This is a genomic window from Stenotrophomonas sp. GD04024, from assembly GCF_029837545.1.
Taxonomy (GTDB): Bacteria; Pseudomonadota; Gammaproteobacteria; order Xanthomonadales; family Xanthomonadaceae; genus Stenotrophomonas; species Stenotrophomonas forensis.
Map to the genome: position 1 here is coordinate 70,157 of NZ_JAOEDV010000001.1, position 23,833 is coordinate 93,989.

General features: G+C 64.1%; 24 protein-coding genes, 2 tRNA genes and 1 pseudogene. 7 read left to right on the top strand and 20 right to left on the bottom strand.

Annotated elements, in window-relative coordinates; translation table 11 throughout:
• Window positions 1–32 precede the first annotated feature (32 nt).
• On the top strand, window positions 33–440 hold the full coding sequence (merR, locus tag N7590_RS00395) for an Hg(II)-responsive transcriptional regulator (protein WP_003098939.1): 408 nt from the start codon (window positions 33–35) through the stop codon (window positions 438–440).
• 261 nt (window positions 441–701) lie between these two features.
• Here merR and N7590_RS00400 read toward each other — a convergent pair whose 3' ends face one another.
• The 8 genes and pseudogenes from N7590_RS00400 to N7590_RS00435 all read right to left on the bottom strand — a co-directional run bounded on the left by N7590_RS00400 (window position 702) and on the right by N7590_RS00435 (window position 8,169).
• Window positions 702–1,526: a hypothetical protein gene (locus tag N7590_RS00400; protein WP_003098941.1), complete on the bottom strand. Its 825-nt coding sequence runs from the start codon at window positions 1,524–1,526 to the stop codon at window positions 702–704.
• A 288-nt stretch (window positions 1,527–1,814) separates the two neighbouring features.
• Complete coding sequence (locus tag N7590_RS00405) at window positions 1,815–2,093, bottom strand: hypothetical protein (protein ID WP_003098943.1); 279 nt, start codon at window positions 2,091–2,093, stop codon at window positions 1,815–1,817.
• A gap of 96 nt (window positions 2,094–2,189) precedes the next feature.
• Window positions 2,190–2,927, bottom strand: coding sequence for a hypothetical protein (locus N7590_RS00410; protein WP_003098947.1), 738 nt, complete (start codon window positions 2,925–2,927; stop codon window positions 2,190–2,192).
• A 213-nt stretch (window positions 2,928–3,140) separates the two neighbouring features.
• Entirely contained in the window at window positions 3,141–3,533 is a 393-nt protein-coding gene (locus N7590_RS00415; RefSeq protein WP_003098949.1) for a hypothetical protein, read from the bottom strand.
• 21 nt (window positions 3,534–3,554) lie between these two features.
• The gene (locus N7590_RS00420) at window positions 3,555–3,806 is read right to left on the bottom strand and encodes a hypothetical protein (protein WP_005408894.1); all 252 of its coding nucleotides are present in this window, start codon (window positions 3,804–3,806) and stop codon (window positions 3,555–3,557) included.
• Between the two features lie 298 nt (window positions 3,807–4,104).
• A pseudogene (locus tag N7590_RS22120) lies at window positions 4,105–4,287 on the bottom strand (hypothetical protein); the annotation flags it as partial.
• Window positions 4,288–4,752: 465 nt separating this feature from the next.
• Window positions 4,753–5,253: a signal peptidase II gene (gene lspA, locus N7590_RS00430; RefSeq protein ID WP_003098955.1), complete on the bottom strand. Its 501-nt coding sequence runs from the start codon at window positions 5,251–5,253 to the stop codon at window positions 4,753–4,755.
• 3 nt (window positions 5,254–5,256) lie between these two features.
• Window positions 5,257–8,169, bottom strand: a complete 2,913-nt coding sequence (locus N7590_RS00435; RefSeq protein WP_003098961.1) for a heavy metal translocating P-type ATPase — start codon at window positions 8,167–8,169, stop codon at window positions 5,257–5,259.
• A 91-nt stretch (window positions 8,170–8,260) separates the two neighbouring features.
• Here N7590_RS00435 and cadR point away from each other — a divergent pair, with 91 nt between their 5' ends.
• On the top strand, window positions 8,261–8,659 hold the full coding sequence (gene cadR / locus N7590_RS00440) for a Cd(II)/Pb(II)-responsive transcriptional regulator (RefSeq protein ID WP_003098965.1): 399 nt from the start codon (window positions 8,261–8,263) through the stop codon (window positions 8,657–8,659).
• 454 nt (window positions 8,660–9,113) lie between these two features.
• Here the strand turns inward: cadR and N7590_RS00445 are convergent, their stop codons facing one another.
• Entirely contained in the window at window positions 9,114–9,317 is a 204-nt protein-coding gene (locus N7590_RS00445; protein ID WP_023657334.1) for a hypothetical protein, read from the bottom strand.
• Window positions 9,318–9,734: 417 nt separating this feature from the next.
• Here N7590_RS00445 and N7590_RS00450 point away from each other — a divergent pair, with 417 nt between their 5' ends.
• Window positions 9,735–10,370, top strand: a complete 636-nt coding sequence (locus tag N7590_RS00450; protein ID WP_003098972.1) for a cation transporter — start codon at window positions 9,735–9,737, stop codon at window positions 10,368–10,370.
• 723 nt (window positions 10,371–11,093) lie between these two features.
• On the opposite strand, the gene N7590_RS00455 is transcribed toward N7590_RS00450, so the two are convergent.
• The 11 genes from N7590_RS00455 to N7590_RS00505 all read right to left on the bottom strand — a co-directional run bounded on the left by N7590_RS00455 (window position 11,094) and on the right by N7590_RS00505 (window position 21,402).
• Window positions 11,094–13,124 carry a DNA topoisomerase III gene (locus N7590_RS00455; RefSeq protein WP_003098974.1) on the bottom strand — a complete coding sequence of 677 codons (2,031 nt, stop codon included), beginning with the start codon at window positions 13,122–13,124 and terminating at the stop codon, window positions 11,094–11,096.
• Window positions 13,125–13,407: 283 nt separating this feature from the next.
• A complete protein-coding gene (locus N7590_RS00460; RefSeq protein WP_003098976.1) occupies window positions 13,408–13,848 on the bottom strand; it encodes a single-stranded DNA-binding protein in 441 nt (146 codons plus the stop codon).
• A gap of 73 nt (window positions 13,849–13,921) precedes the next feature.
• Window positions 13,922–14,449 carry a DUF3158 family protein gene (locus N7590_RS00465; protein WP_003098978.1) on the bottom strand — a complete coding sequence of 176 codons (528 nt, stop codon included), beginning with the start codon at window positions 14,447–14,449 and terminating at the stop codon, window positions 13,922–13,924.
• The gene (locus N7590_RS00470) at window positions 14,446–15,237 is read right to left on the bottom strand and encodes a PFL_4669 family integrating conjugative element protein (protein WP_003098981.1); all 792 of its coding nucleotides are present in this window, start codon (window positions 15,235–15,237) and stop codon (window positions 14,446–14,448) included. Before N7590_RS00470 ends, N7590_RS00465 begins: the two co-directional genes overlap by 4 nt.
• A gap of 427 nt (window positions 15,238–15,664) precedes the next feature.
• Window positions 15,665–16,903 (bottom strand): STY4528 family pathogenicity island replication protein, encoded by a 1,239-nt coding sequence (locus N7590_RS00475; protein ID WP_005408896.1) that lies wholly within the window; start codon window positions 16,901–16,903, stop codon window positions 15,665–15,667.
• 3 nt (window positions 16,904–16,906) lie between these two features.
• On the bottom strand, window positions 16,907–17,467 hold the full coding sequence (locus tag N7590_RS00480; protein WP_003090097.1) for a DUF2857 domain-containing protein: 561 nt from the start codon (window positions 17,465–17,467) through the stop codon (window positions 16,907–16,909).
• Between the two features lie 14 nt (window positions 17,468–17,481).
• Window positions 17,482–19,161, bottom strand: a complete 1,680-nt coding sequence (locus tag N7590_RS00485; RefSeq protein WP_003098985.1) for a ParB family protein — start codon at window positions 19,159–19,161, stop codon at window positions 17,482–17,484.
• Window positions 19,154–19,423 (bottom strand): hypothetical protein, encoded by a 270-nt coding sequence (locus tag N7590_RS00490; RefSeq protein ID WP_003050422.1) that lies wholly within the window; start codon window positions 19,421–19,423, stop codon window positions 19,154–19,156. The genes N7590_RS00485 and N7590_RS00490 overlap by 8 nt, the downstream gene beginning before the upstream one ends.
• Window positions 19,407–20,282: a ParA family protein gene (locus N7590_RS00495; RefSeq protein WP_003098988.1), complete on the bottom strand. Its 876-nt coding sequence runs from the start codon at window positions 20,280–20,282 to the stop codon at window positions 19,407–19,409. Before N7590_RS00495 ends, N7590_RS00490 begins: the two co-directional genes overlap by 17 nt.
• A gap of 42 nt (window positions 20,283–20,324) precedes the next feature.
• Window positions 20,325–20,537 carry an AlpA family transcriptional regulator gene (locus N7590_RS00500; RefSeq protein ID WP_003090093.1) on the bottom strand — a complete coding sequence of 71 codons (213 nt, stop codon included), beginning with the start codon at window positions 20,535–20,537 and terminating at the stop codon, window positions 20,325–20,327.
• A gap of 118 nt (window positions 20,538–20,655) precedes the next feature.
• Window positions 20,656–21,402 carry a hypothetical protein gene (locus N7590_RS00505; protein WP_003098991.1) on the bottom strand — a complete coding sequence of 249 codons (747 nt, stop codon included), beginning with the start codon at window positions 21,400–21,402 and terminating at the stop codon, window positions 20,656–20,658.
• Between the two features lie 450 nt (window positions 21,403–21,852).
• Here N7590_RS00505 and N7590_RS00510 point away from each other — a divergent pair, with 450 nt between their 5' ends.
• The 4 genes from N7590_RS00510 (at window position 21,853) to N7590_RS00525 (ending at window position 23,756) form a co-directional block, all read left to right on the top strand.
• A complete protein-coding gene (locus N7590_RS00510; protein WP_003098996.1) occupies window positions 21,853–22,353 on the top strand; it encodes a DUF305 domain-containing protein in 501 nt (166 codons plus the stop codon).
• Window positions 22,354–22,900: 547 nt separating this feature from the next.
• Window positions 22,901–22,976: transfer RNA gene (locus N7590_RS00515), tRNA-Gly, on the top strand.
• Between the two features lie 67 nt (window positions 22,977–23,043).
• Window positions 23,044–23,117, top strand: a tRNA-Cys gene (locus N7590_RS00520).
• A gap of 141 nt (window positions 23,118–23,258) precedes the next feature.
• Entirely contained in the window at window positions 23,259–23,756 is a 498-nt protein-coding gene (locus tag N7590_RS00525) for a GNAT family N-acetyltransferase (protein WP_053511159.1), read from the top strand.
• Window positions 23,757–23,833 lie beyond the last annotated feature (77 nt).

Below are 23,833 nucleotides of genomic sequence, written 5' to 3' on the forward strand. Positions count from 1 at the left end.
TACTTCCGTAGTCAACTACGGAGTCAAGCGCCATGGAGAACGCTCAAGAGAATCTGACCATCGGGGCCTTCGCCAAGGCAGCCCGGGTCAACGTGGAGACGATCCGCTTCTATCAGCTCAAGGGCTTGCTACCCCAGCCGGAGCGGCCCTACGGTCGCATCCGCCGCTACGGGCAGGCGGACGTGGCGCGGGTGAAGTTCGTGAAGTCAGCCCAGCGCCTGGGATTCAGCCTGGATGAAGTCGGCCAGCTCCTGAAACTGGAGGACGGCACCCATTGCAGCGAGGCGGCCGAACTGGCTGCTCACCGGCTGGCCGATGTGCGCGCACGCATGGCGGACCTCACGCGGATGGAAGAGGCCCTGTCGACGCTAGTGAGAGAGTGCAACGCGCACCATGGCAATGTTTCCTGCCCGTTGATCGCAGCTTTGCATTGCTGCTAAAGGGCCCACTTCGGCTCTTAGCGTACGATTTTTTTCCGTTTTCTGAGACGACCCCTGATTGGCGATGGCTTCGGTCAGCACGGGGCGCAGGTCAGCGCCTTTGAATCGCAGTGACATGGATGAAATCTCCTGTGTGGAAGAATGAGAAAGGCCTCCATCCGATGGGATGAAGGGCCTGTAGTGCACGCGGCCGGAACGGCTGGAACGCCGTGGCGGATGCCTCGGGTCAGCCGCAGGACCGCCCGGTTTCGCTGCGGGGCGTCATGCCGGGACGGCCTGGCGCTTGCGGGCCGCTTTCGCGTCGAGGATGCTCACGTCGATCTGGCGCCAGCGCCCGTCGTCGATGAGCCTCTCCAGCACTTCGCCGAGCATGTCGAAATACACCTCGTCGTGCCGATCGACCAGTTCGACCGATTCACCGTTCTGACGGTGCAGTTCCACCACGTAGGTGTCTCCGCCGCGGTCGTAGAGGATCGTCACCCGGCCCTCGAACTTCGCGGTCGAGACCGTGAAGCTGATCGCCGGCGGGGTCTCGATGATCTTGGAGGGCGTGGGATCGACCCAGGTGAAGTCGCGGGCACCGGCATCCACCAGCATGTGGGTGATGCGCCGGAAGCGATCGGGGGCCGGCATCTCCTCCAACTGCTCGATGAGCTGGCCCAACTCCATGCACTGCGGCGTGGGAATGGGCAGCTTGGCCGGCGCCGAGCCGAGGATGTGCCTCGTGATGGTGTACGGCGTGCCGTCCGAAGTCTCCTCGGTGATGACCTCCGGCGTGTCCGCGCGCAGTCCGTCGAAGCGACGACGGGCATAGGGTTGGACATGCACCTTGGCGCCTTCGGCAGGAACCGTGGTCACCAGGCTGGGATCGAGCACCGCGAACTCGGAAGGCTTGAGCTTGACGACGATGGCATCGTCGGTCGCGGCGACCACCTTGCCGTCGAAGGGTTGGGGGTCGATGGCGAAGCCCAGCGTTGAGGACAGCGGCTGATCATCGAACACGCGGTACTTGAACGACCGCACGTTGCGGGGCACATGGCCTGCGACCAGCGAAGGCATCATGGATTTGATGAGGGAACGATCCATGGGGAAACTCCTTGAGGAAAAACAAGGGATTCCCCGCCCGCAAGGGAGAGGTCCCTTGTGGGTGGCGTGGATGGACGCGGTAGGTCCGTAGGAAGAAACGACCAGCACGGTTTCCCGCGCTTGCAGCCTCGAAGGTCTCGACTGCCTGGGCATGTGCCGGCAACGCCGACGAACATGGGGCAAGCATGGCCCTGGGGCGGTCTGCCTGCCCGCAGGAAACGGCACCGCACCACAACCGTTTTCCTGTGCTGCGGGCAAGAAAAAGCCCCTCGAAAGGGGCTGGAGGAATCAGGCTTGGTACACGAAGTAGTGCTCGCGCTGACGCGGAAAGAACACGTGTTTCCACGTGTCGCCGCTTGTGTTGCCACCGTCGAAGACGACCATTTCGTAGTCGTCAATGTCGGTGTCCACCAGATCGGCGCTGTCGATATGGCGCATGTGCAGCGTACCGCTCATGCGCTCGAACACCAGGATCTGGCCGATGGCGTCGTCCTGGCTCATGGCGTTGACGCAGGCTCCAAGCTGATTCTCGAAGTCGGGCGTGGGCAAGATGAGATCGGGGAACATGAGATTGCTCCTATGGAATTGAACCAGCCCGGCTCCTGGTGGGAGGCGGGCTGGCATATGGGGGATAAAGGGGAAGGCTTGCGCGTCGCGTGTCTGCTAGGTCTCGGCCAGTGGCAAGCCCAGTAGCGCGGGTGCGTCGGCATCGAGGATGAGGATGCGCACATCTGCCTGGCCGGCCAGTTCAAGGATGTTCGCCAGGTCGTCAGGCATGCCCTTGTCGCGGTGCTCCTGTCGAAGCTGCTCAGCACTGATGCCCTCGGCATATTCCAGGTTCTTGTCTGTCCAGGGCGTGGAGATCAGCTTGACGCCAATCGCCGGGCTGTACGGAACCCGAAAGGCGATGAACAGAAAAGCCTCCGGCGTGGCGAGGTCTGCCAGGTTGGCGAGGTACTGGCCGGTTTCCTGGCAGATGTGCGCGCTGCTGACTTCCCAGCACCGGCTGTAATAGCCGGTCTCGAAACTCAACCGCTGCACCACGTCTCGCGCGGCTTCGGCCGAATAGGTATCACCGACATGGACCGGGCGGCCGTCGAGGTCGTCGCCATGGATGGCATAGACCACGGCGCCCACCACGCCTTCGCCGTTGATGCCTTCAACAGCATCACATTCAGCAATCAGCTCGTCGCTGATGGCGTCAGTGCCGCTTTTGATCAACGCGAAGTCGCTGGTGACGATGCAAGGCGATGAGATCAGGTCGTTGTCGGAAAGATGCGCTTGGCTCGTGTGGATGGATCGCCAGACATGCGGGCTTCCGTCCCCGTAGCAGATGCACAGCGTTCGGACGACTCTCAGATTCCAGTAGCCGCGTACAAAGGGATTGGGATTCTGGGTCATGGAATTTCTCCAGATTGAATAATGGAGCCAATTCCCGCCACCGGGAATTGAACCCCGGTGGGTTGAAAGTGGAAAAAGCGTCAGGCGGCACTGATCGAGGGCTTTGGGCCAATCGGCGCAGGCTGACGGAAGAAAAATCGAGGGACATGGCCGCGTGGACGCATGTCCCTCATGGGCAGTGAACAAAAAGACGGTGGTATGCCGCAGACCGGCTCACCAACCGCTGTAGTTCACCAACAGATCGGCGATGACCTTGCGGCGTTGCAGATCGAGACCATCGAAGTCCGACAGTCCTTGGAAGTGGCAGCGCTTGAGCATGGCACCGCCCTCGCGCGCGTTGTAGAAGCTGAACATGGCGGACAGGAACATGCGTTCCCCGCTGCTCAGGACGCCGAGTGCGTCGTTGGCACGCAGCATGTCGGGACGCAGATCCCACTTGCTCTTTGCCTGGTTCAGGCCTTCGCGCGTGCCGTCGCCAAACCATTGCGGGCCTGCGATCTCGACGCCGCGCTTCCAGACCTCGAAGAAGGCTTGGGGCGCGGCGGCGAAATGCTGCTCTTCCCGCATGATCTGATCGACGACTTCCTGGGGCAAAAGCTGGTTCATGACGTGGTTCCTCCAGTTGGATCAGGGTGTGGCGAGCTGGGACCCGCCGCCTCTTTCGAGGGCACGTTGAGCCGCGGCATAGCTGCGGAAGTACTGGCAGGATTCCCGCGAAACGGGACCTTCTGTATCGCGCGTGCCGATGTAGTGGCCGGCGGCGCTATGCAGGATTTCGAGCGGCAGGAACTTGCCGCAATGGATCAAGGCCAACTGGCCGAAAGAGGCTTGCTGGGACGTGGACGGGCTCCTTGGAAAAAGCGGGGCCTCGTCCCTCACGGGATGGCAGCTCCCGCACGCGGTTGAGAAAAAAGCATCGGCGTCACGGGTGACGCGCGTCCGCAGACTCGATGCGATGGCGGACTGGCGGGTAGCGCGGAAAGAATCCGCGGCAGCCTGGAAACTCTGGCTGCTGGCATGGTGCTGACGAATCAGCGACACATGCGGGCAGCTTCATGCGCGAGGCGAGCCGCGTCAGCCGGAAATCGGCATTTGCAACAGCCCCGATTGGCGAACGCGGAAAAAAGAAAGCCCCGCAATAAGTGCGGGGCTGTCAGGAGGATGAGGCGAAACTGGGTCAGCGAGGCCTGTCGCCCAGTACATGCTGCTTCCACAGGGCGAATGCCTCGTCCGGTCCCAGCTCTGCGAGGATGACGATGGGCTGGCCCCGACGGGCACGCAGCGATGCGAAATACGCTGGCCGGTCGGCGATGGCGTTGAGCTTGATGCCCTTTAGGAACAGCAACTGGCGGGGGCGAACTTTGGTGGTAACGCAGGCATGATTGCGCTTGTTTGGGGCAAAAGGGCCAGCGAAGCGGGCGGACACGGCCAGAAAACCGCGACGAACTACTTGTACTTGCCAGGCGAGGCGAACGGGTGACATCAGCATATCGCTATGCGGTAAAGAAGACCGTCCTAAAGCTTGCAGGATCCCGGCATAGCTTCATCATCACCTCTCCGTGACGGCTCATTGGAACGAAAAAGGCCAGCATCGCCGTGATGGACTTTCATAATTGCCAGGTCAACTGGCTTGCGTGCTGTTTATTCACAGCAAGGCATTGCGACGTCGTTGCAGCAATCGCCGCCATCGCAACAGGGCGTTGCAGCAAAAGCGGCGGTGGGCGCTAGCATGAGGGCCAAGCCGCGGCCGCTCATGCTGGGGGCCGTTCTCTTCAGATTGGTGTCCTGCACCGTGTGCATTGCGAATTTCCGGATCGTCCCAATGTCACTGGGACTCCTTTGTGGCGGCCGGGTTCTCCACGCTCATGAACGACTGGGCCACCAGCGCGATCGCCCCGCCCACGATGGCCATGTCAGCGATGTTGAAGGCGGGCCAGTGCCAGCCGTGCAGGTGAAAGTCGATGTAGTCGATAACGTGCCCGCGCGTGGCGCGGTCGAACGCGTTGCCCAATGCGCCGCCCAGAATGAGGCTGTACGAAAGGCCTTCCGTTTTGCGCAGCGGCCGGGAGAGCAGCCATGCGAGCCATGCCGATATTGCGAACGCGATCGCCAGAAAAAACCACCGCTGCCAGCCGCCCGCGCCAGCAAGGAAGCTGAACGCCGCGCCGGGATTGAGAGCGTGAACTAGGTTGAAGAATGACGCCACCTCGTGCGACCAACCCAAGGGAGTTGTCGCGTCAATGTAGCTCTTAGCTGCCTGATCGCCGGCGAATATAACGATCGCGAGTGAGTACCACTGCGTCTTGCGAAGAGATGGTTCATCCATTGTTCATGCCGCCTTGAACTTCAGGAGGCGCAGCCCATTGACGACAACCAAAAGACTTGCCCCCATGTCAGCGAACACAGCCATCCACATGGTGGCATGCCCTGTGAACGTCAACGCAAGGAACACCGCCTTGATGCCAAGGGCCAGAACGATGTTCTGCGTGAGGATCGCCGCAGTGCTACGCGACAGCCGGATGAAGGCGGGGATCTTGCGCAGGTCGTCGTCCATCAGGGCGACGTCGGCTGTTTCGATCGCGGTGTCGGTGCCGGCCGCGCCCATGGCGAAGCCGATGTCGGCACGGGCGAGCGCGGGCGAATCGTTGATGCCGTCGCCCACCATGCCCACCTGGCCCTCGCCGCCGACCAGGCTTTCGATGGTCTTGAGCTTGTCTTCGGGCAGTTGGTCACCACGGGCTTCAGAGATTCCGACCTGGGCAGCGATGGCCGCGGCCGTGTGCTGGTTGTCCCCCGTCAGCATCAGCGTGCGCACACCCAGCGCCTGCAGGTCGGCCACCGCCTCACGGCTGGTTTCCTTCACGGTGTCGGCCACTGCAAAAATGCCGAGCACGGTCGCATCGTCCATCAGCAGGATCGCTGTCTTGCCTTGGCGCTCCAGGGTCTCCAGCCGAGCCTGGAGCGTCGCTTCGCTCAGGCCCAGCTCCTGGGCGAGCCTGTGGTTGCCCATGTGCAACATGCGCCCGGCGACGCGGCCGCGCACGCCGCGGCCAGGCAGCGCCGCGAAGTCGTCGACCTCGTGCAGCGCGATGCCGTCACGGTTCGCCTTGCGGGCGATGGCCTGAGACACAGGATGGTCCGAGCGTGCCGCGAGGCTTGCGGCCCAGGCGGCAACTTCCTGCGCCTCGCCGATCAGCGGCACGAAGTCGGTCTGCTCGGGCTTGCCATGTGTGAGTGTGCCGGTCTTGTCCAGGGCCAACGCCTTGAGCTTGCGCCCGCCCTCCAGGTAGACGCCACCCTTGATCAGGATGCCGCGTCGGGCGGCAGCGGCCAAGCCGCTGACGATGGTGACCGGCGTGGAGATGACCAGAGCGCAGGGGCAGGCGATCACCAGCAGTACCAGGGCCTTGTAGACCCAGTCAAACCATGCGCCGCCGAAGGCGAGCGGCGGCACGACGGCAACCAGCACGGACACCGCGAACACCGCCGGCGTGTAGACGCGGGCGAACTGGTCGACGAAGCGCTGCGTGGGCGCACGGCTGCCCTGCGCGGACTCCACGGCATGGATGATGCGCGCGAGCGTCGAGTCGCTGGCGCCTGCGGTCACCTTGTATTCGAAAGAGCCGGTCTCATTGATGGTTCCGGCGAAGACCTGGTCACCTTCGGCCTTCTCGACGGGCAGGCTCTCGCCGGTGATGGGCGCCTGGTTGATGGCCGATCGACCCGAGGTGATCAGGCCGTCCAGTGCGATGCGCTCGCCAGGACGCACGCGGACCACCGCGCCCTTTGCGACCTCCTTGGCCGGCAGCTCTGTCCATGAGCCATCGGCCTGCCGCACGGTCGCGGTCTCGGGCGCCAAGTCCATCAGCCCCCGAATGGCGTTGCGGGCGCGGTCCAGCGACTTCGCCTCGATCACTTCCGCCAACGCGAACAGGAACATGACCATGGCGGCCTCCGGCCAGTGGCCGATCGCCATGCCGCCGGTGACCGCGATGGCCATCAGGGCGTTCATGTTCAGGTTGAGGTTCTTCAGCGCGATCCAGCCCTTCTTGTAGGTGCTGAGGCCGCCGGTGAAGATCGAAACCAGTGCCAGCACGATCACGGCCCAATGATTGCCGTCGTTGACCCAGTACACGCCTTCGGCGGCCACCGCCGCAACGCCCGAAACCGCCATCGGCCACCAATTGGTCTTGTGCGCGGCCACCGGGGCATCGCGCGGCTCATCAGTCCTCTGGACCTCGGCTTCCATGCCCAGCGATTCGATGGCTTCGACTGCCGGCTTGATCGCGTCGGGTGTGTGCCGAACCGTGAGCGTGCGCTGCATCAGGTTGAAATCCATTCCCTGCACGCCCGGCATGCCTTGCAGCTTGCCGCGGATCAGACTTTCCTCGGTCGGACAGTCCATCTTCGCGATGCGAAGTACCGTGGTGGCTGTCTGCATGTCCTGCCGCGCAGCCTGCATTCCAATGGAAGCAAGCGCCTTCTCGATCGGCGCTGAGGTCGCCAGCGTGTGCTGGACTCCCAGCACACGCTGCATCAGATTGAAGTCGAGCGCGGTCACACCCGGCAGCTTGCCCAGCCGGTCGCGGATCAGCGCTTCTTCCGTCGGGCAATCCATGTTCTCGATCCGGTACGTCACCCGCTCGCCGATCGGCGGCGCGGAAACGGCAGCGGTTGGTTGCTGCTGCAGGGCCGAGGATGGGATCACAGCCGCGGCTTCGATCGGCCCCGTGTGGCCGAAGGTCTGCTCCTTGGCGCGCATGCCGATCGAGGCCAGGACCTGCTCCATCTGCGCGCGTGCCTGAGCGAGGTGTTTCACCGACAGGGTGCGCTCAGCGAGGTCGAAGTCGAGGTCCTGAATTCCCTCGACTGCCCCGAGGTGCGAGCGGATGAGTTTCTCCTCGCTCGGGCAGTCCATGTTCTCGATGCGGTAGGTGGTCGACACGGCGGCGTCTCGGACAGCCTGAGCCTTCATGCCCACCGAATTCAGCGCTTGCTCCAAGGCATCGGCCGAGACTTCGCGGTGCGAAATGGTCAACAAACGCTGCGGAAGATCGAACAGGAGCCGCTCGACACCGGGCATGCCCTCCAGCGTTCGCCGCACCAGTGCTTCCTCATTGCGGCAATCCATGTTGCTCACGTGGAAAACGGTGGTTTCAGTGCTGGCCTGCTCACTGGCGCACGCCGTCTGTTGGCCATTGCCGCCGGAGCAGGCGCATGGGCTGGAAGGTTCTTTGTTCATAGATCGCTCTTCATTGACAAGGTTTTCCCCGGATGCCATCATTAGAAAACCTCTAGTAGATATAGAGTCAAGTTTTTTATAGGAAGCAACCATGATGCGGATCGGTGAACTGGGCAAGAAGGCAGATTGCTTGGTGCAGACCGTGCGCTTTTACGAGTCAGAAGGCTTGCTGCCCGAGCCTGCACGTAGCGAGGGCAACTTCAGGCTCTATGACGAAGTCCATTTGCAGCGCTTGCTGTTCATCCGCCGCTGCCGGGCGAAGGACATGACGCTGGATGAGATCCGTCAACTGCTGAACTTACGGGATCGGCCAGAGTTGGGCTGCGGCGAGGTGAACGCGCTGGTCGACGCTCATATCGCGCAAGTGCGGACCAAGATGAAGGAATTGCGCGCCTTGGAGCGCGAGTTAATGGATCTGCGACGCTCCTGCGATAGCGCCCGAACCTCGCGCGAGTGCGGCATTCTCAACAGCTTGGCCGAGCCCGCCTGAAGCTCGAGCGTGTCATCGGTGCTGGAAGTGATCGGGTCCAGTTCTGAGAGCCACGTGCCGCGCTCCATCATGCGAAAGCGCGCGGTTCTGACGTTTTGAGACGGCGTGCGACCGAGGGCGTGGCCCACAGGAGCCAGCGCGAGCCGGACGACCTGCGCGCCGCAATCTCCGCCACCTTACGGGTTCTCCAGGCCAGACCGAGCATCGCGGCGTGGCTGCGCAGGTGCAGGTGCAGGCCAAGGTAGCAGTGCGCCACGACGCGGCCCGACTCATGGGCACGCCACGCAACTCGCGATCGCTTCGCAAGAAGCCGCAAGGCCCGACTCGCGCAAGAATGCGACGTGGGCAAGATCGTATAGCCAGCAGCGCAAGCGTTTGCCGCTGCTGGCCGGCTCCGGAAGGGATAGACAAGCTGCGGGCCGTAGTCCATTGGAAAGTCCATCTTTCTTGAGTGTCACTCTTTGGCGCCCAGCGTGTGCTTTTGCGACCGGAAAGCGCTGAACAAGTGGCCCCCGGGCATCCAGAAATCGCCGTAGTTGACTTGGGCGTCTTCGTGCTCACGCTTGTGATGCCAGCGATGGGCTTCAGCCACCCCGATCAACAATCCCAACGGCCCGACCCGGTATCCCAGATTGGAGTGCTGGAAGGCCAGATGCACGACCAAGAAGCCGAGCCATGCGCCGACGGCCAACCACAGCTTGGAACGCCGCTACTGGCTCAACGGGGAGTGGAAAGGCCGCCCGCCCTCTAGCAAGGCGGCACAAGCGAGCGCGACGATCACTGTGAGTAGCTCCGTCGGAAAAGACGGCCGGCCGGTCGCGAGCTCGCCGAAGAGCACAACCGCAGTGGCGCCACGGATCAGTGGATAGCAGCCATACCGGATGACAGTCGCAATGAAGGGGGCGCATTGGTGCTCATCTGTTCTGTCCTAAAGCTCTGACTGGATTGGAAAACCTTCTAGCTACGGTAGAGTCAAGGGCGTCCGGGAAGACCCTGTGGCAAGTTCGTTGCATCTGCGCCTTGACTCTCCAGCCGCTACAGGCTTCAGCATCCATCGATTTGGAAGGAACAATGCATGGCTGAAAACCACAGAAATCACGAAAACGACGAGTTGGGCCGCCTAGATGCGAGCGATGCGAAGGACCGAAAGATTCTTCTGACTGTGTTGCTGATCAACCTGACGCAGTCCGCCGCCGGCATTGCCCTTGGCATCTGGGCTGGCTCTACGGCGCTGATGGGCGCCGGGTTGGACAACCTCGCCGATGCGTCGGTCTATGCGGTTAGCCTGTATGCCGTCGGTCGTGCGGCAACGGTCAAGGTGGGCGCGGCCCGCTTGTCGGGTTTCTTGCTAATCGGCCTGGCCGCGCTGCTGCTGTTGGAAGTCCTACGCCGCTTCGCTGGAGGGGAAGAGCCTGTCGGCCCAGCCATGATGGCCATGGCCGCGCTGAACGCGGCTTTGAACCTAGTGTGCCTCAGACTACTGCGCCGCCATCGCGGGGAAGATGTGAACTTCAAGGCGTCAGCGATCTTTACCAGCAACGACTCCATCGTCAATGGTGCGATTGTGCTGTCCGGGGTGCTGGTGATGGGGTTCGGGTCGAACATCCCGGATCTGGTGCTGGGCGTCATCGTGGCCGCAATCGCAGCGAATGGGGGGCGGGAAATCCTGCGCGAAGCATCGGAAACAGCTCGCCGTAAGGCGGGCACATAAGGCATGTTTTCGCCCAGTTCATCCCGAGGTTTACCTCTGCAAAAGAGGTAGTCCAGCCTTTGGGCTACGGCCTCGGCTGCAGCCGAGCGTACCATTGGCGATGGCCGCGCGATAGGCGGGCATGCCGTTCTCGACCTCCGTCTGCCGTACAGCAGCGGTGCGCAAGGTTGAGGGTGCATGTCGTCTCTCCTGTTCGTGTGGCCCAGGCCAATGGCCGGGCCGGGACGTTGATGGGCAGGAGAATGGCGCCGAAGGCCCAACGGCCTTCGGCTCGGGAGAAAAGAGGAACCACCCGTGGGCTGATTGGCAGGCCCGGTCGTCGCTAGAACCATCTGCTCATCAAGCAATCACACCCGGCCCATGTCGTGGCTGGGGCCGGCATCGTCTGGCGCACATCCGCGCACAAAGGGAGCCCGTTTTTGCACCGGCGGGCACCGGCACCGATTACCGCTGACCACGAAGGGTCTCCCGGTGGCTCGTGCAGCCTGGCAAGCCACCGGGAGACCCTTCGCAGAGGGCGGAAGAAACGCAGATCAACAGAACGCGCGTGGTGCGGCTCGCAGAGAAGCTACCTTCAGGTCCCGCGGCCGGGGACGGCTGGGCGGGACGCGCACACGGATCAAGAAGGCGTTGCGCGCTGGGCGTCCCGCAGGGCATGCGGCGGAGTGCGGGACAGGGGCCACGCCGCCGAAGGCGGGCACGGCTCACGGGGAACGGGGGCGGTCAGGAGCCTTTGCGGCCGCTACGGCGCGGGCGCGAGGCGCCGCGCTTGGAGCTGCCGGATTCGACTGGCAGCGTGCCTTTGCAGTCCGGGTAGCGGCTGCACGACCAGAACGGGCCGCTCTTGCCGCTGCGCTGGCGCGTGGGTGCGCCGCACTGCGGGCATGCCGGCCCTTGGGGAACCTTGATGGACAGGGAGGCGCTGCCGTACTGCGCAATCAACTGCGAAATCCACGCGGCCTGCTTGCCGATGAACACGTCCAGGGTGAGCTGTCCGGCCTCGATCATGTCGAGCGCCTGTTCCCAGACGGCGGTGGTGCCAGGGTCGGCAATCGCCGCAGGCACGGCATCGATCAAAGTGAAAGCCGCATCCGAGGCGCGGATGGCGCGCCCCTTCTTCACGAGGTAGCCGCGAGCGATCAGGCCGCCGATGATGTTGGCCCGCGTCGCTTCGGTGCCGATGCCAACCGTATCCTTGAGCTTCTGCTTCAGGCGGGGATCGGACACCAGCTTGGCGACGCCTTTCATGGACTTGACCAACTCGCCTTGCGTGTACGGTTTGGGCGGCAGCGTCTTGAGTGCCTTGAGATCGACGTCGGCCACCTGGCATGCCAGGCCCTCATACAGTTTCGGCAGCGCGGGCAGCACCTGGGCGCGGACCGCAGTATCGCCCTCGCCATCACCGTCTTCGGCCTGCGGCTCGGCGAGCACCTGGCGCCAACCCGGGATGACAACCTGCTTGCCCGTGGCCGCCAGGTTCTGCCCCCCGCACGAAAACTTGGCCACAGTGCGGTCGAACTCGTGGTGAGGGAGGAACTGCGCCAGGTAATGCGACCGGATGAGCCTGTACACGGCCAGTTCCTTCTCGCTCATGGCGGAGAGCTTCGCCGGTTCGAGCGTCGGGATGATGCCGTGGTGCGCCGTGACCTTGCCATCGTTCCAGGCGCGCGAGCGCTGCGAGCGGTCGAGCTGGCCCATGATCGAGCGCAGCGAGGGATCGGTCTTGAGCAGGCTGTCGAGAACGGTGGGCACTTCGGCAAACATGCTCTCGGGCAGGTAGCCGGAGTCCGAGCGGGGGTACGTCGTGGCCTTGTGCGTCTCGTACAGGGCTTGGGCAATCTCCAAGGTTTCCTGCACGTCCAGCCCAAGCTGCTTGGAACACACTTCCTGCAAGGTGCCCAGGTCGAACGGCAGCGGCGGGCCTTCGCGGACACGCTCAGTCTCCACCGACACGACGTGGGCACTGCCCGCAGCGCGGATCTGCTGCATGGTCTGCTGTGCGACCGGCTGCCGCAGGCAGCGGCCTGCGTCGTCGGTGCACGCATCGGGTGGAACCCATTGCGCGGCGAAAGTCGAACCGCCTGCGAACAGGGACACGGCGATGGCCCAGTATGGTACGGACACGAAGCGCGCGATCTCGCGGTCGCGGTCCACAACGAGCTTGAGCGTCGGGGTCTGTACGCGGCCGACCGACAGCACGCCGTCGTAACCCGCCTGTCGCCCCAGCACCGTGAACAGCCGGCTCAGGTTCATGCCCACGAGCCAATCCGCACGGGAGCGCGCCAGCGCCGAGTGGTACATCGAAAGCGTCTCGGCCGAAGGCCGCAGCTGGCCCAGTGCCGCCCGAATGGACGCATCGTTGAGCGCCGACAGCCACAGGCGTTCGATGGGGCCGCGGTAGCCGCAAAGCTCCACGATCTCGCGGGCGATCAATTCGCCCTCGCGGTCGGCATCGGTGGCGATAACCAGGTGAGTCGCCTTCGCCAAGAGCGCCTTGACGACCTTGAATTGCGTGGCGGTCTTCGGTTTGACCTCGACCCGCCAGTGCTGGGGAATGATGGGCAACTGCTCAACGGACCATCGTTTGAGCTGCTCGTCGTAGGCCTCGGGCGGCGCCGCCTCCACGAGATGGCCGATGCACCAGGTGACCGTGACGCCGGAACCGTTGAGGCAGCCTTCACCGCGCTGCGTGGCGCCGAGAATCCGGCCAATGTCTTTGCCCTGGGAGGGTTTCTCGCACAAGAACAGCCGCATATCCGTCCATCCCGATTCCTGTTGTTCATGGAGTTGCTGGGATCGAGGATGCCGAGCGCAGCCCCTGGCAGCAGCAAACAAGCCGCATGCGGCAGCGACCGCTTTCACGCCGATGAAATGGCGAGTGCGGGGAAGGTGCGTGGCCGGAAGTGTGCGGGCCGAGAGCCGCGATTTCCGGGAGCGCGCGTGGAACTCGGTGGACGTTGGTGGAGCTATCCCCTGGGGATAATTCGCAGCGCATGGAGGGCGGCGAAGCACTGCGGCAGCCGCCCTCCATGCCCGATCACTTCCTGCGCTTGGTCTCTTTCGGCGCCGTCGATTCCTGGGTGGCCTGGGGCTTCGGCTCTGCCTCCTGTGGCTTCGGGCTGAGGGCCACAGACTCGATGCGGTACGGCAGGATGCCGACACTGCGCGCGTTGACCTGCCAAGTCTCACGCGGCTGATCTTCGTTGTCCGTCCAGGGGTCGCGCTCCATGCGGCCGACGACCAGCACCCGCATGCCCTTCTGGTAGAGCTGCTGCCAGCGGTCGGCGTCGTGGTGCCAGAGTTCCACCGGCGCCCAGAAGCCGCCGCGGTCCTCGAACTCGCCGCCCTTGGTGGGGACGGGGTTGTCGAAGTACACGTTCAGCCGGAGCAACCGGCGAGGATCGTCGTTGCCATTGGGGAATTCGCGGTACTCGGGAGGCGATCCGATGTTGCCCTCGCCGATGAATTGTGTGCTCATGTTGGAATCTCCGTGGTGGTTGAAATACCCGTGCCTCGTTGGGCTCGGGCGCGTGCTCGGATGGCAGGCGCAATCACCGATCGCGCACTGCGGCAGGAACGGACGCGAGCCGGCGCAGGTAGGTGTTGTCCGCCTGCGCGGCCTTGCTGGCGCATTCCTGTGCTTGCCTGCCCAGGGTGTGCAGCAGGCTGATCTGCATGTTCAGCATGACGCGCTGCAGTTCGATCTCGTGCAGGTCGTGCAGCAGGTTGACCGGCGTGCTGGGGCTCGCCATCAGCTCCTGCCACAACGCCACGCCCATGGCCGATCGATCGTGCTTGCGCCAGCGAAGAAAGGTCGTGCCTGCGCCAGTGGTCTGCTGGGCCAGCTCGACGGGAAGCAGGTGGAAGGGATGCCCGCACGCCTGTGGCAGCACCTGTCGCTGCGCCAGGGCAATCAACTCGTCGCGCATGGCGAAGCACTGGCTGGCCCAGGCCTCGAAGTCCCCTTTACCTTTAAAAGGCTTTAAAAGGCCTTTTAGAGAGGCCGCGTGTTCCAGCCGCATGAAGGCTGGCTGTTCCAGACGACGGAAGTAGCGCGGTTCGCGGTTCGGGTCGCTCATGCCGGTTCGTCCTCGCCGGCGGCTGTGGACTTGGCCTCGGCCGAATCGGCGGCAGCGCCTTCGTCGGTGGGAGATGCGGCTGCGGCAGCGCTATCACCACGCTGTTGCAGACCACGGCGCACGACGGGCGGCGCAAACTTCGAGCGGCGCATGCCTTCGAGCACGTCCTGCGGCAGTTCGCCGAACTTCTCCAATGCTGCCCGAGCTGCGGCGTTCTTGGCCGCGAAGTCGTCGCGGGTGCAGCCCGAGTAGCGGTATTGCTGGGCCAGGCTGAACAGGCTGCGCAGCGCGTGGGCACCTTCGTTGAGCCAGCGCTCCAACGTCGAGCGATCGATCAGCGCGGTGTGGTGGGCGAGGATCAGCTTGCGCGCGATGTCGTCGTAGTCGGCCAGGAGATAGACGGCGGCAAAGCCCAACTGCGCATTGACGAACAGCGGAAGCTTGACGGGCTGCACGTTGAGGTTCTCGCCCAGGGTCAACGCGGCGGGCACGCCGGCCAGGGCCTGGTCCACCTGGTCGCGCAGCGTCTGCAGCGTGGTCCTGGTCTGGTCGAGCTTGTCTTCGATGCGAAGCATCCACCAGTCGCTGTATGGGTCGTCCTGCTCCGAGCCGCGCTTCATCTTGTTCATGACGGCGATGTAGCCGTTCAGGCCGACGATGCCCGGTCGCCCCTCGGCGGCGGCGCGGCCATGCCAGATGCGCGAGGCGTGGTGGGTGTGCAGCGTCAGCGACATCGCGCTGCGCAGGGAGCCGAGGTTGAGTTGCAATGGTTCGTTGCTGGTTGCCATGGTGATCGCTCGCTGGTGGACAGGGAGCCGCCAGCATCCGCATGCAGCGGAAGGCAGTCAGTCAACAAACCGAAATGAGCCGACCCCCGGTTCTGTGCGCGCTGGCGGCGCAGCGCGCACAGAACCGGGGGACCGCTCCGCAGATGGGCACTCACATCGGCGTTCCCGTCCTCGGTTGTTGACGGTATGCGTGCTGCACCGCACGTCGCGCTGCCGTTCGACACGATCCTTCGCCGCGCAGCCGTCCCCAGGGGACCGTTCCGTTGAGCGCCATGGAGGTCTGCTTCATGGTCTTGCATGCGCTCTACTCAGGTTTTGCGCAGCATGTCGCGCCGTCGCCCGGCGCTTCACCGCACAGCCGTCCCCAGGGGACCGTTTCTGCCGACCGCCATGGAGATCTACTTCACGGCTTTGACAAGCCCTGTGCTCAGGATTTGCGCAGCAGATCGCGCAGGCGCTCGATGTGCTGCCGGGCCACCTCGGGCGGCACGACGTTGCGCGGCGGCTCGGTTGGTGGCGCTCGCGCCGCCGATGGTGTTGGCGGTGCCGGGCCGGTCTGCTTGGCCCAGGCATTGAACTCGCCGCGCATGGCGCGCTGGATGATGCCGAACAGATAACCGGCGGGGTTGCGGATGCCATGCTTGCCGCACCGTGCGGCCCATTCGTCCAGCACGGCCTGCCGCAGGGCAGCGTCCACCTGCTGCAACGCCATCTTGGCTCCGGCCTGCTGTTCCGCCTTCAGTTCCGCGAAGCGCTTGGGCCATTGCAGGTCGCCCAGCGCACGCGCCTGCGCGGTAGTACGTACTTCATCAATATGACTACTACGTACTGTACGGTCCTGCTTCGAATTCCGAAGAGCGCCGTCTGGCGCGGGTTTCGGCCCTGCTTCGGATTCCGAAGATGGGCGATCGCCATTCCGAAGAAGGCTCGCGGGCCCTTCTTCGGAATCGTGGACCGCATCCTCCTGTGGATAACTTTCGGAGGCGGTGATGCCCTGGTCGGCCAGGCGCTCGGCGAGCACTTGCAGCCGCGACGGCAAGGTGCGTCCGGACAGCATCGGGTCGTCCGCGATCTCCTGGAGGGTGTTGAGTCCCACCACCTGGACGGCCTTGGCCGAATGCCCCAGCGACTGGCTGACCAGGGCCAGGTAGTCGGCGTCGAGTTGCATCGCCTCGAACGGCGTCAGCGGTTCGTCGTGCAGGACGTAGAGGTTGCCGAGGATGCGACCGGTCTTGGGGTCGCGCCGTCGTCGCACGAGGCTCAGCCAGCGCGTCAGGCGCAGCAGCGTCAGCGCCCGCGCCACGGTCTCATGGGAGGCCTGGCCTGCGCAGGGCATCGACGCCAGCCAGGGGCGCAACTGCTCATAGGTGGGAAATGCCGTGACGCCATCGTCGTTGAGCATCAATCGGAACACCTGCCAGGCGTTGCGCTCCAGCGGTGTCAGGCGGCGGTCGAGGAACAGCCGCCGCGGCACGCTCCCGTGCCGATTGCCACTGAACAGGAAGGCGTCGCCGGACGTAGGAGGCGTGGGCGTTGGAGCAGGCAGGGACGCGGGAGCGCCAGAGCTGGACTTGGGCGCGAGGTCCTTCAGCGCAGCGTCGAACAGGTCGGCGAGTGCGATGGGGCCAGGGCGCTGGGCTCGTGGGGCGGTGTCGTCCACGGCCATGGCCTAGCCCAATCCCTGATCGACCCAGTTCCTGATCGCGGCCCAGACCACCGAGAGCGGCAGCGACATGCCCTCGGCCAGGTCCATGGCCGCATCGAGAATCGAGGTCTCGTCCTCCAGATCGACGTTCCTGCTGCTGGTCACGGCTTTCCATTGCCGCCACAGTTCGGTGTCCTGGGTCTCGTCCAGGACGGGGTGGCGCCCCTTGCGCTTGGGCAGGCCGAGGATCTCCCGCCGCAGGGCGACTTCCTGATGGGTCAGGCCATAGAAGCGGCTGACCATCTCCGTGCTGGCCCCCAGCCGCAGCATGCGATCGACCGTGGCGATTTCCTTCTCCACGTCCTGTGCCTGGTTGAGCAGGCGCTGCAGCACTTCGCGGTTGACCGTGACCGAGCACCACGAGACGCTGGCGTTGGCCAGCACGCTGATCAGCGCGGGGTGCTTGAGCGCATCCAGCTCGGCCTCGCCGAAGCCCATGGCCTTGCAGCGGCGCAGTTGGCCGTTGCGAAGGTCATACAGCGCCTGGGCAATCACGGCCTGGTTGAGCGGATGCGATGTGGACATGCGGCCTCCCTCGCTCACGTCCCGGGCGCCGTGGTGCCGGCTTCCAGGTCCAGCAGACGCCGGGCGAGGCGCAGCAGCCGAAAGAGCTTGACCAACGCCGTGTCGCTCAAGCGCCTTGCGCCGCTGCCATGGCCTTGGCTCTGGCCGTGCAACAGGGTCGGCAGGTCGGCGGCGAGCTGCGCGCCGTCCAGGCCCGCTTCGGCGACGGGCTGACCCGTCAGGGAAGTGAGCAGCGTCAGCACCGCGCGGCCGAGCGGCGACGGGGCTTGGCCGCGGGCGCGGCACGCAAACCCGATGCCATCGGCGCGATCCTCGATGCACTCGTCCAGGCCTGCCTCCCCGGCGATCTCGCGCGCGAACTGCGCGATGTGGATGCGCAGCCGATCGGGCGTGTCCAGGCCGGCGTCGATGTACCAGACGTCGGAGATCGGATAGAGTCCGCCGAGTTGCACCGGGATGGACTGCAGCACGCTCGCCGAGAAGTCGGGCGGCAGCGCATCGCCCAACTGGTCGGCGACCATGCGCTGGATCGATTGGAGCCGTTCTGTCGTCGGTGCTGGCGAGACGATGTGCTCGCGAAGCAGATCGCCCGGTGCGGCCGGCTGGCTTCCCGTGGCCGCTTCGCCAACCGCCGTGTCGTCGTGGCGCAAGGTGGGCTCGGACGCCGGAGGGCTGGCGGGTGGAGGACCGGCCGCCGCTGCAGGCGTGGCGATGGACGATGCTGCGCCCGGCGGAGTCGGCGTGCCGGCGGTGGGCGAAGGCAACGCCGGCTGCGCCGCAGGTGGCGTCGGGTCACTGACCAGCGCCCGGTGGCGGCTTTCCGATTCGGTCAGGTCCAGCGCCAGCACGTCGTAGCCGATGCCCAGCAGCTCGGACATCTGGCCGATCAGCTCGTCTTGCACGCGCTGCGGCGCGAACTCGTCGCCCTGCGTGTCGAACTGCGCCAGCACCTCCTGAAAGAAACTGTCGAAGTCCAGCGGCAGCGAACGGTCCTTGGCGTAGTGCTCCCAGGTGCGTTTGCAGGCCGTGCGCATGACCGACAGCCGCTCGACCTGGTGGCGCCCCAGGCCGCCATAGAGCACAGTGGGAATGGCGGGCAGCAGGTAGCGCACCGCGTCGGCCATGCGGGTGATGTGCGACCGCTGGACGGGGAAGCCATCGGCCGCCAGGCGGCGGGCCAGTTCCGACTGGCTCAGGGCGGCGCCGCTCTCCTGCTCGTAGAACTCCCGTGCTTTCTCGACGCCGAGCGCGCGCTCGATGAACGTGAGGCCGCCGCGCAGTTCGTTCTCGGCAAGATGCCCGGTCAGCGCGACGATTTCACCGCGCTCCGGCCATGGTCGGAACAGGCACGATATGCGGAAGAAGCGTTCTTCCTTGGTCTCCGACCAGAGTTCGCGCAGGATCGCCAGTCGCGTGTTGCCGCCGTTGCGGATGATGTAGTGGTCCTCGCCGGGCCTGCGCGTGATGGCCGGCGCCGCGTCCAGGCCGCGCTCGCGGATGGATGCCTTGATTTCCTCGTAAGCCGGGTTGCGCTTCATGCGCGGGTCATGGTCGTAGGGCCGCAACTGGTCCAGCGTCACGACCATGGGCGTGTCCGCGATCGGGTCGCTCAAGGCCGTAGCCGCTGGGCCGCTGCGCTCGAAGCCGGCCGCGAGCAGCTTGCCTGCCATGTCCTGCGAGGTCATGTCAGCCATGGCCGCACCCCTCGCAGTCCCCACGACCGCCGGCCGGCGCCATGCGGGCCTCTCGCTCGGCGCGGCGGATCTGCGCACGGGCGTTCAATTCGGCCCGGTGGTCACTCGCTGTCGAACTCGTGTAGATCGCCGCGCAGCCGGCCTTGGTGAACTTGAGGTGCCCGCCCGGCGTGCGCTTGACGTGCCAGCCCTCACCGACCGCGAACTCGATCAGGGCGCGCAGCCGCTTGTGGCCGCGGGCCAGCTCATGTGCGTTCGCCATGGGGCCTCCCAGGATCAAGAGGTCGCTGCGGGCGGCCGGATACTTGAGCCAGTCGGTCCTGCCATTGCGGGAACAACTCGCTGGCGAGCGCGCGCATCGTGTCGAGCGCGGCAGGGGCGACTCTGCCGGGCGGCTGGCGGTGCTCGACCCGATGCACCGGCAGGCCGCGCGTTGCGGCACGTGGATACGCTTCTATGGCCGGCACGTCGGTGGCGAGCACGCGGATGCCGGCGCTGTCCTGGAACAGGTCGCGCAAGGCCTGCTGGATCAGCCGTGCGTTGGCGGACACCGGGTGGACGCGGTTGATGAGCAAGTGCAGCGGCGGCGGTTCGATGCCCAGGTGCCGGTACGGCGCAATGTCTTCGAGCAACTGCATGGTGCCGCGCCGCAGCTCGCGTGCCGCGAGGATCTCCGGCGTGACGGGCGACAGCGCGAGATCGGAGGCGAGCACCGCCATCTCCAGCAGCACGGAACGCGCGCCCTGGGTGTCGATCAGCACCAGGTCGTAGAGGGGAGCAAGTGCTGGCAGCAGATGCCGCAACCGCAGGCGGCCATCCGGCGCATGCAGCAACAACGTGTTCAGCTCGCCCCGGTGGTCGTCGGACAGCACCAGGTCCAGGCCCGCGATGATCGTGCGGGACACGAGCTGGCCAAGGTCGCGCTCGTTGAAGGCCAACAGCTCATAGATGCCGCCCGGCGCGCGCTGGGTCAGTTCGTAGTAGGAGGACAAGGTGGGCTGCACGTCGAGATCGAGCAGCAGCACGCGCAGGCCCGCGTCCGCGGCGAGCCCGCCCAGGTTGGCGGCCGTCGTGGTCTTGCCGACGCCGCCCTTCGTTGAAATGATGGACACGACCTGCATGGCGCTCTCCGGCTGGGAATGGGAAGTCCGCGGGAGAGCGGGTCAGGTCCGGTGGTTGAGGCGCTCGGCGATCCACTGGTCGATTTCGATCGAATCCCAGCCGACAGCGCGCACGCCCAGGCGCAGCGCCTGAGGGAACTGGCGCTTCTTCATCAGGTTGTAGATGTGGGCGCGTTTGAAGCCGGACTTCGCTTCGACTTCATCGAGCCGCAGGATGCGGCGCTCGTTCGGCGGGAGTACAGGGGTCTGCGACATGGCGGTCACTCCTGAACGCTCGGTGGCGTTTGTTGGCGTGACCTCTATTCAATAGACCTGGCTGCGGAAAGACATTGCAAATGCAATCTCCGCGATTGCACATACAAGCTGGATAACCTCATGCGCTTGCGCTACGAACGTACCTCTTAGCGTTGGCGAACTTTCCGTTTAAGGTGCGCTCAGTGATGCCCATGGTGCCGCCGTAGTGGGCGACCAATGCAGAGACAAGGGCCTCCTGCGTTTTGAAGCTGGAATAGGGCACGCCTGAAGGCGACTGGCTCAGCATCAGCGTCAACATCCCTCCAATGATGTTGAGATAGGTCGTTTCCGCCCGTTCGCTGATCTCGCATTGCTTGGATGCCAACAGCACCGAGGATTGCTTGAGTAGCGTGTCGTGCTGCTCCTGCAGTTCTCGCATCTCACGTCGGGCTTGTTCAAGCGCGGCCTGAAGGGCCAGCCGCTCCACGAGGATCGCCTGTCCTGTTTCCATGGTGATGAAAGGATGCGCCATGCGTTCGCCACGGCTGAACAGAAATCCTGGCCGGTGCTCGGGATAGTGGGTGCGCATCCAGCGTTTTAGATCGACATGGCGAACAGTCAGATCCAGAGAATTGAGCAGGTTCGGATCATTGAGCGTGATCCCGTTCTTGCCGTAGGGCAGCTCTCCGTTGAGGATGCCGTCATAGATACGTTCCGAGTGCAGCCGGCACTCATTCCATCGAGGGCAGTTCAGCGACCGAGGCAGGACACGCGGTGACGCGATCGTGGCCAGGATCATCGGGAGATACCGCAGCAACCCAGCCCATCGGATGGCCGCCTCGATGGGACGATAGAACACCTTTGATGTTGAAATGTCCTTGTGCATGTCTTCGTCTCCTTTCGGGTGCGCTACATCACCGGCTCCTTTCTTGCCCAAGGGCTGTTGTGTCGTTATGGCCTGCGACGGACGCTTGAGGCGATGCCCTAAGCGAAGGCGGAGGAGGCCATTGGCGTCCGCCGCAGGTGGCCTTGTCTTGCTTGATATGCAAGAATCGATCAGTTGCCGGCCCATCGAGCGATGAGGACGCAAGCTCGATATTGGCGCTCACGGTACCAGCGTCATAGGTGGCGCAAAGCCCATCAAGACCGATTTGGTATGGTCTGATATCCAGACGGTTCAAGACCAGCGAGTTGAAGCGTTCGACGCCCCTACGTCCAGTTGGGGACTGGAAATCAGCGGTTAGTGATGCATCGCTCCACATGCTGATATATCGACAAAGTATCTGCCGCAGTACCAGTGACCCTGCCAGGTTGCCCCAGCACATAGGAGACGGAGATGGCTGAACATTCCCATGAACATCAACATCACACATCCGGTCAGATGGGTAAGCACGGCCGACCATACGCCAAGTTCTGGGTGAACATGGTGTTGGGCCTCGTCGTCATGTACTTCGTAATGTTCAGCATGATCGACGGCGCCAGGGACTTCAGAAACAATCTCAACATGCTCTACATGGCGGTCACTATGTGGGCGCCAATGGGCATCTTCATGCTAGCGACAATGCCCGGCATGTTTCCAAACCGGCGGCTCAATCTCGTGCTGTACGGCTTGTTTGCCGTTCTCACACTCGGTTCTTTTGCCGCTACCCGTGCTCAAACCGGAATCGGCGATCGACAGTTCATCGCGTCTATGGTCCCGCACCATTCGGGAGCGATCCTCATGTGCCGCGAGGCGCAGCTCTCAGATCCGGAACTCGTCAACCTATGCCAAGCGATTTCCGATGGCCAGCGCGCGGAGATCGAGCAGATGAACCGGATTGCTGCACGCCTTCGTTGAGGCTGGCTGCCACTACACTGGCGCCGCGTTGCGCTCCGGCGAAGTTAGCCGCAGCGATGTAAAGATGAGTACTTGCGGTGTTCCGATGCCGGCGGTTGTGTCCTACAGCCGTCCAGGTGCCAGGTAGTCCACGCGACACCACCCCGCGCTGCCTGCGGAGCGAGCGCAAGTCATGATCGTCGCAAGTTGGAGTTCGATAGCGAACCCGCTCAGCAGCTGGACGCATCAGGCGTAACGACGGGTGGATGGATCATCCTTGGACGCTGGTGGAAGTGGTTGGATGAACTTTGTTGCCGAGGGCGAAAAACAAGGCTATAATTGAGTTCTTCGCTGATCACCACAGTGGAGAAAGTGATTGGGAAACAGAGACTTAGCGCTCTAGTGCATGACTCGTTTCCCGCTCCAGATTCTACAGGGCCCCGGTAGGGGCCTTGTTTTTCTGCCGCCACGGCAAGGCGGGGCACGTTGGGCCACAAGGCTTTGCGCGCAGTCAGAAAAGTGAAATCGCTGGTGTGTGTCCCGGATTTCCGGTACCATGTCGGCTTACGCGGGAATAGCTCAGTTGGTAGAGCGCAACCTTGCCAAGGTTGAGGTCGCGAGTTCGAGTCTCGTTTCCCGCTCCATGTTCCGACAGGCCCCATCTTGGGGTTTTGTCTTGTCAGGGGCTTCGTTCCTGGCGCGCAGTACGTTGGCCTCATGGCAGAGTGGCTATGCACCGGATTGCAAATCCGTTTACAGCGGTTCGATTCCGCTTGAGGCCTCCAATTGAAAAGCCCTGACTCCGGTCAGGGCTTTTTTGTTTCTGCGTAGCGCACCTGCGGCGTGGCCCTGCCAAACTTCACGTACGTCGCTGGGACTGGACTGCTAGGCTGACCACTGCGCATGAACGCCTGCAGGAACCTGGGATGTTGATCCGGCCACTGCAACACGACGACGCGGACACGCTCTGGGCGGCCCGGCTGCAGGCGCTGCGTGAATCACCCGCTGCGTTCCTTTCCACGCTGGCCGAGGCCAGCGGTGAGACCGCACAGGTGATGCGGACTCAACTCGATGACGCCCATATCCGTTACTTCGGCGCCTTTGACCAGGCACAGCTGGTTGGCTTCCTGCGCTATGTGCGGCCCGTACGTTTGTCACGGCGGCACACGGCGGAAATTCACAGCGTCCACGTGAGCGCAGGGCATCGTGGGCACGGAATCGCCCGGCAGCTGTTCCTTGGGGCATTTGCCGCCGCACGCGCGGAGGACATCGAGTCGCTCACCCTCACGGTGCTGGCAGACAACGCTGCCGCGCGCGGACTGTACGCGTCGCTGGGATTCATCGAATCCGGCACCGAGCCGCGCGCGGTGAAGCGCGATGGCCGCTACGTGGACATGGTGTCGTACTGGATTGCACTGGCCTGACGGCCGAGGGGGCCTGCGAAATGCCAGGACAGCCCGGCGGCACGTGCAGGCATCCCCGATCCGCCGTATCGTGCGTT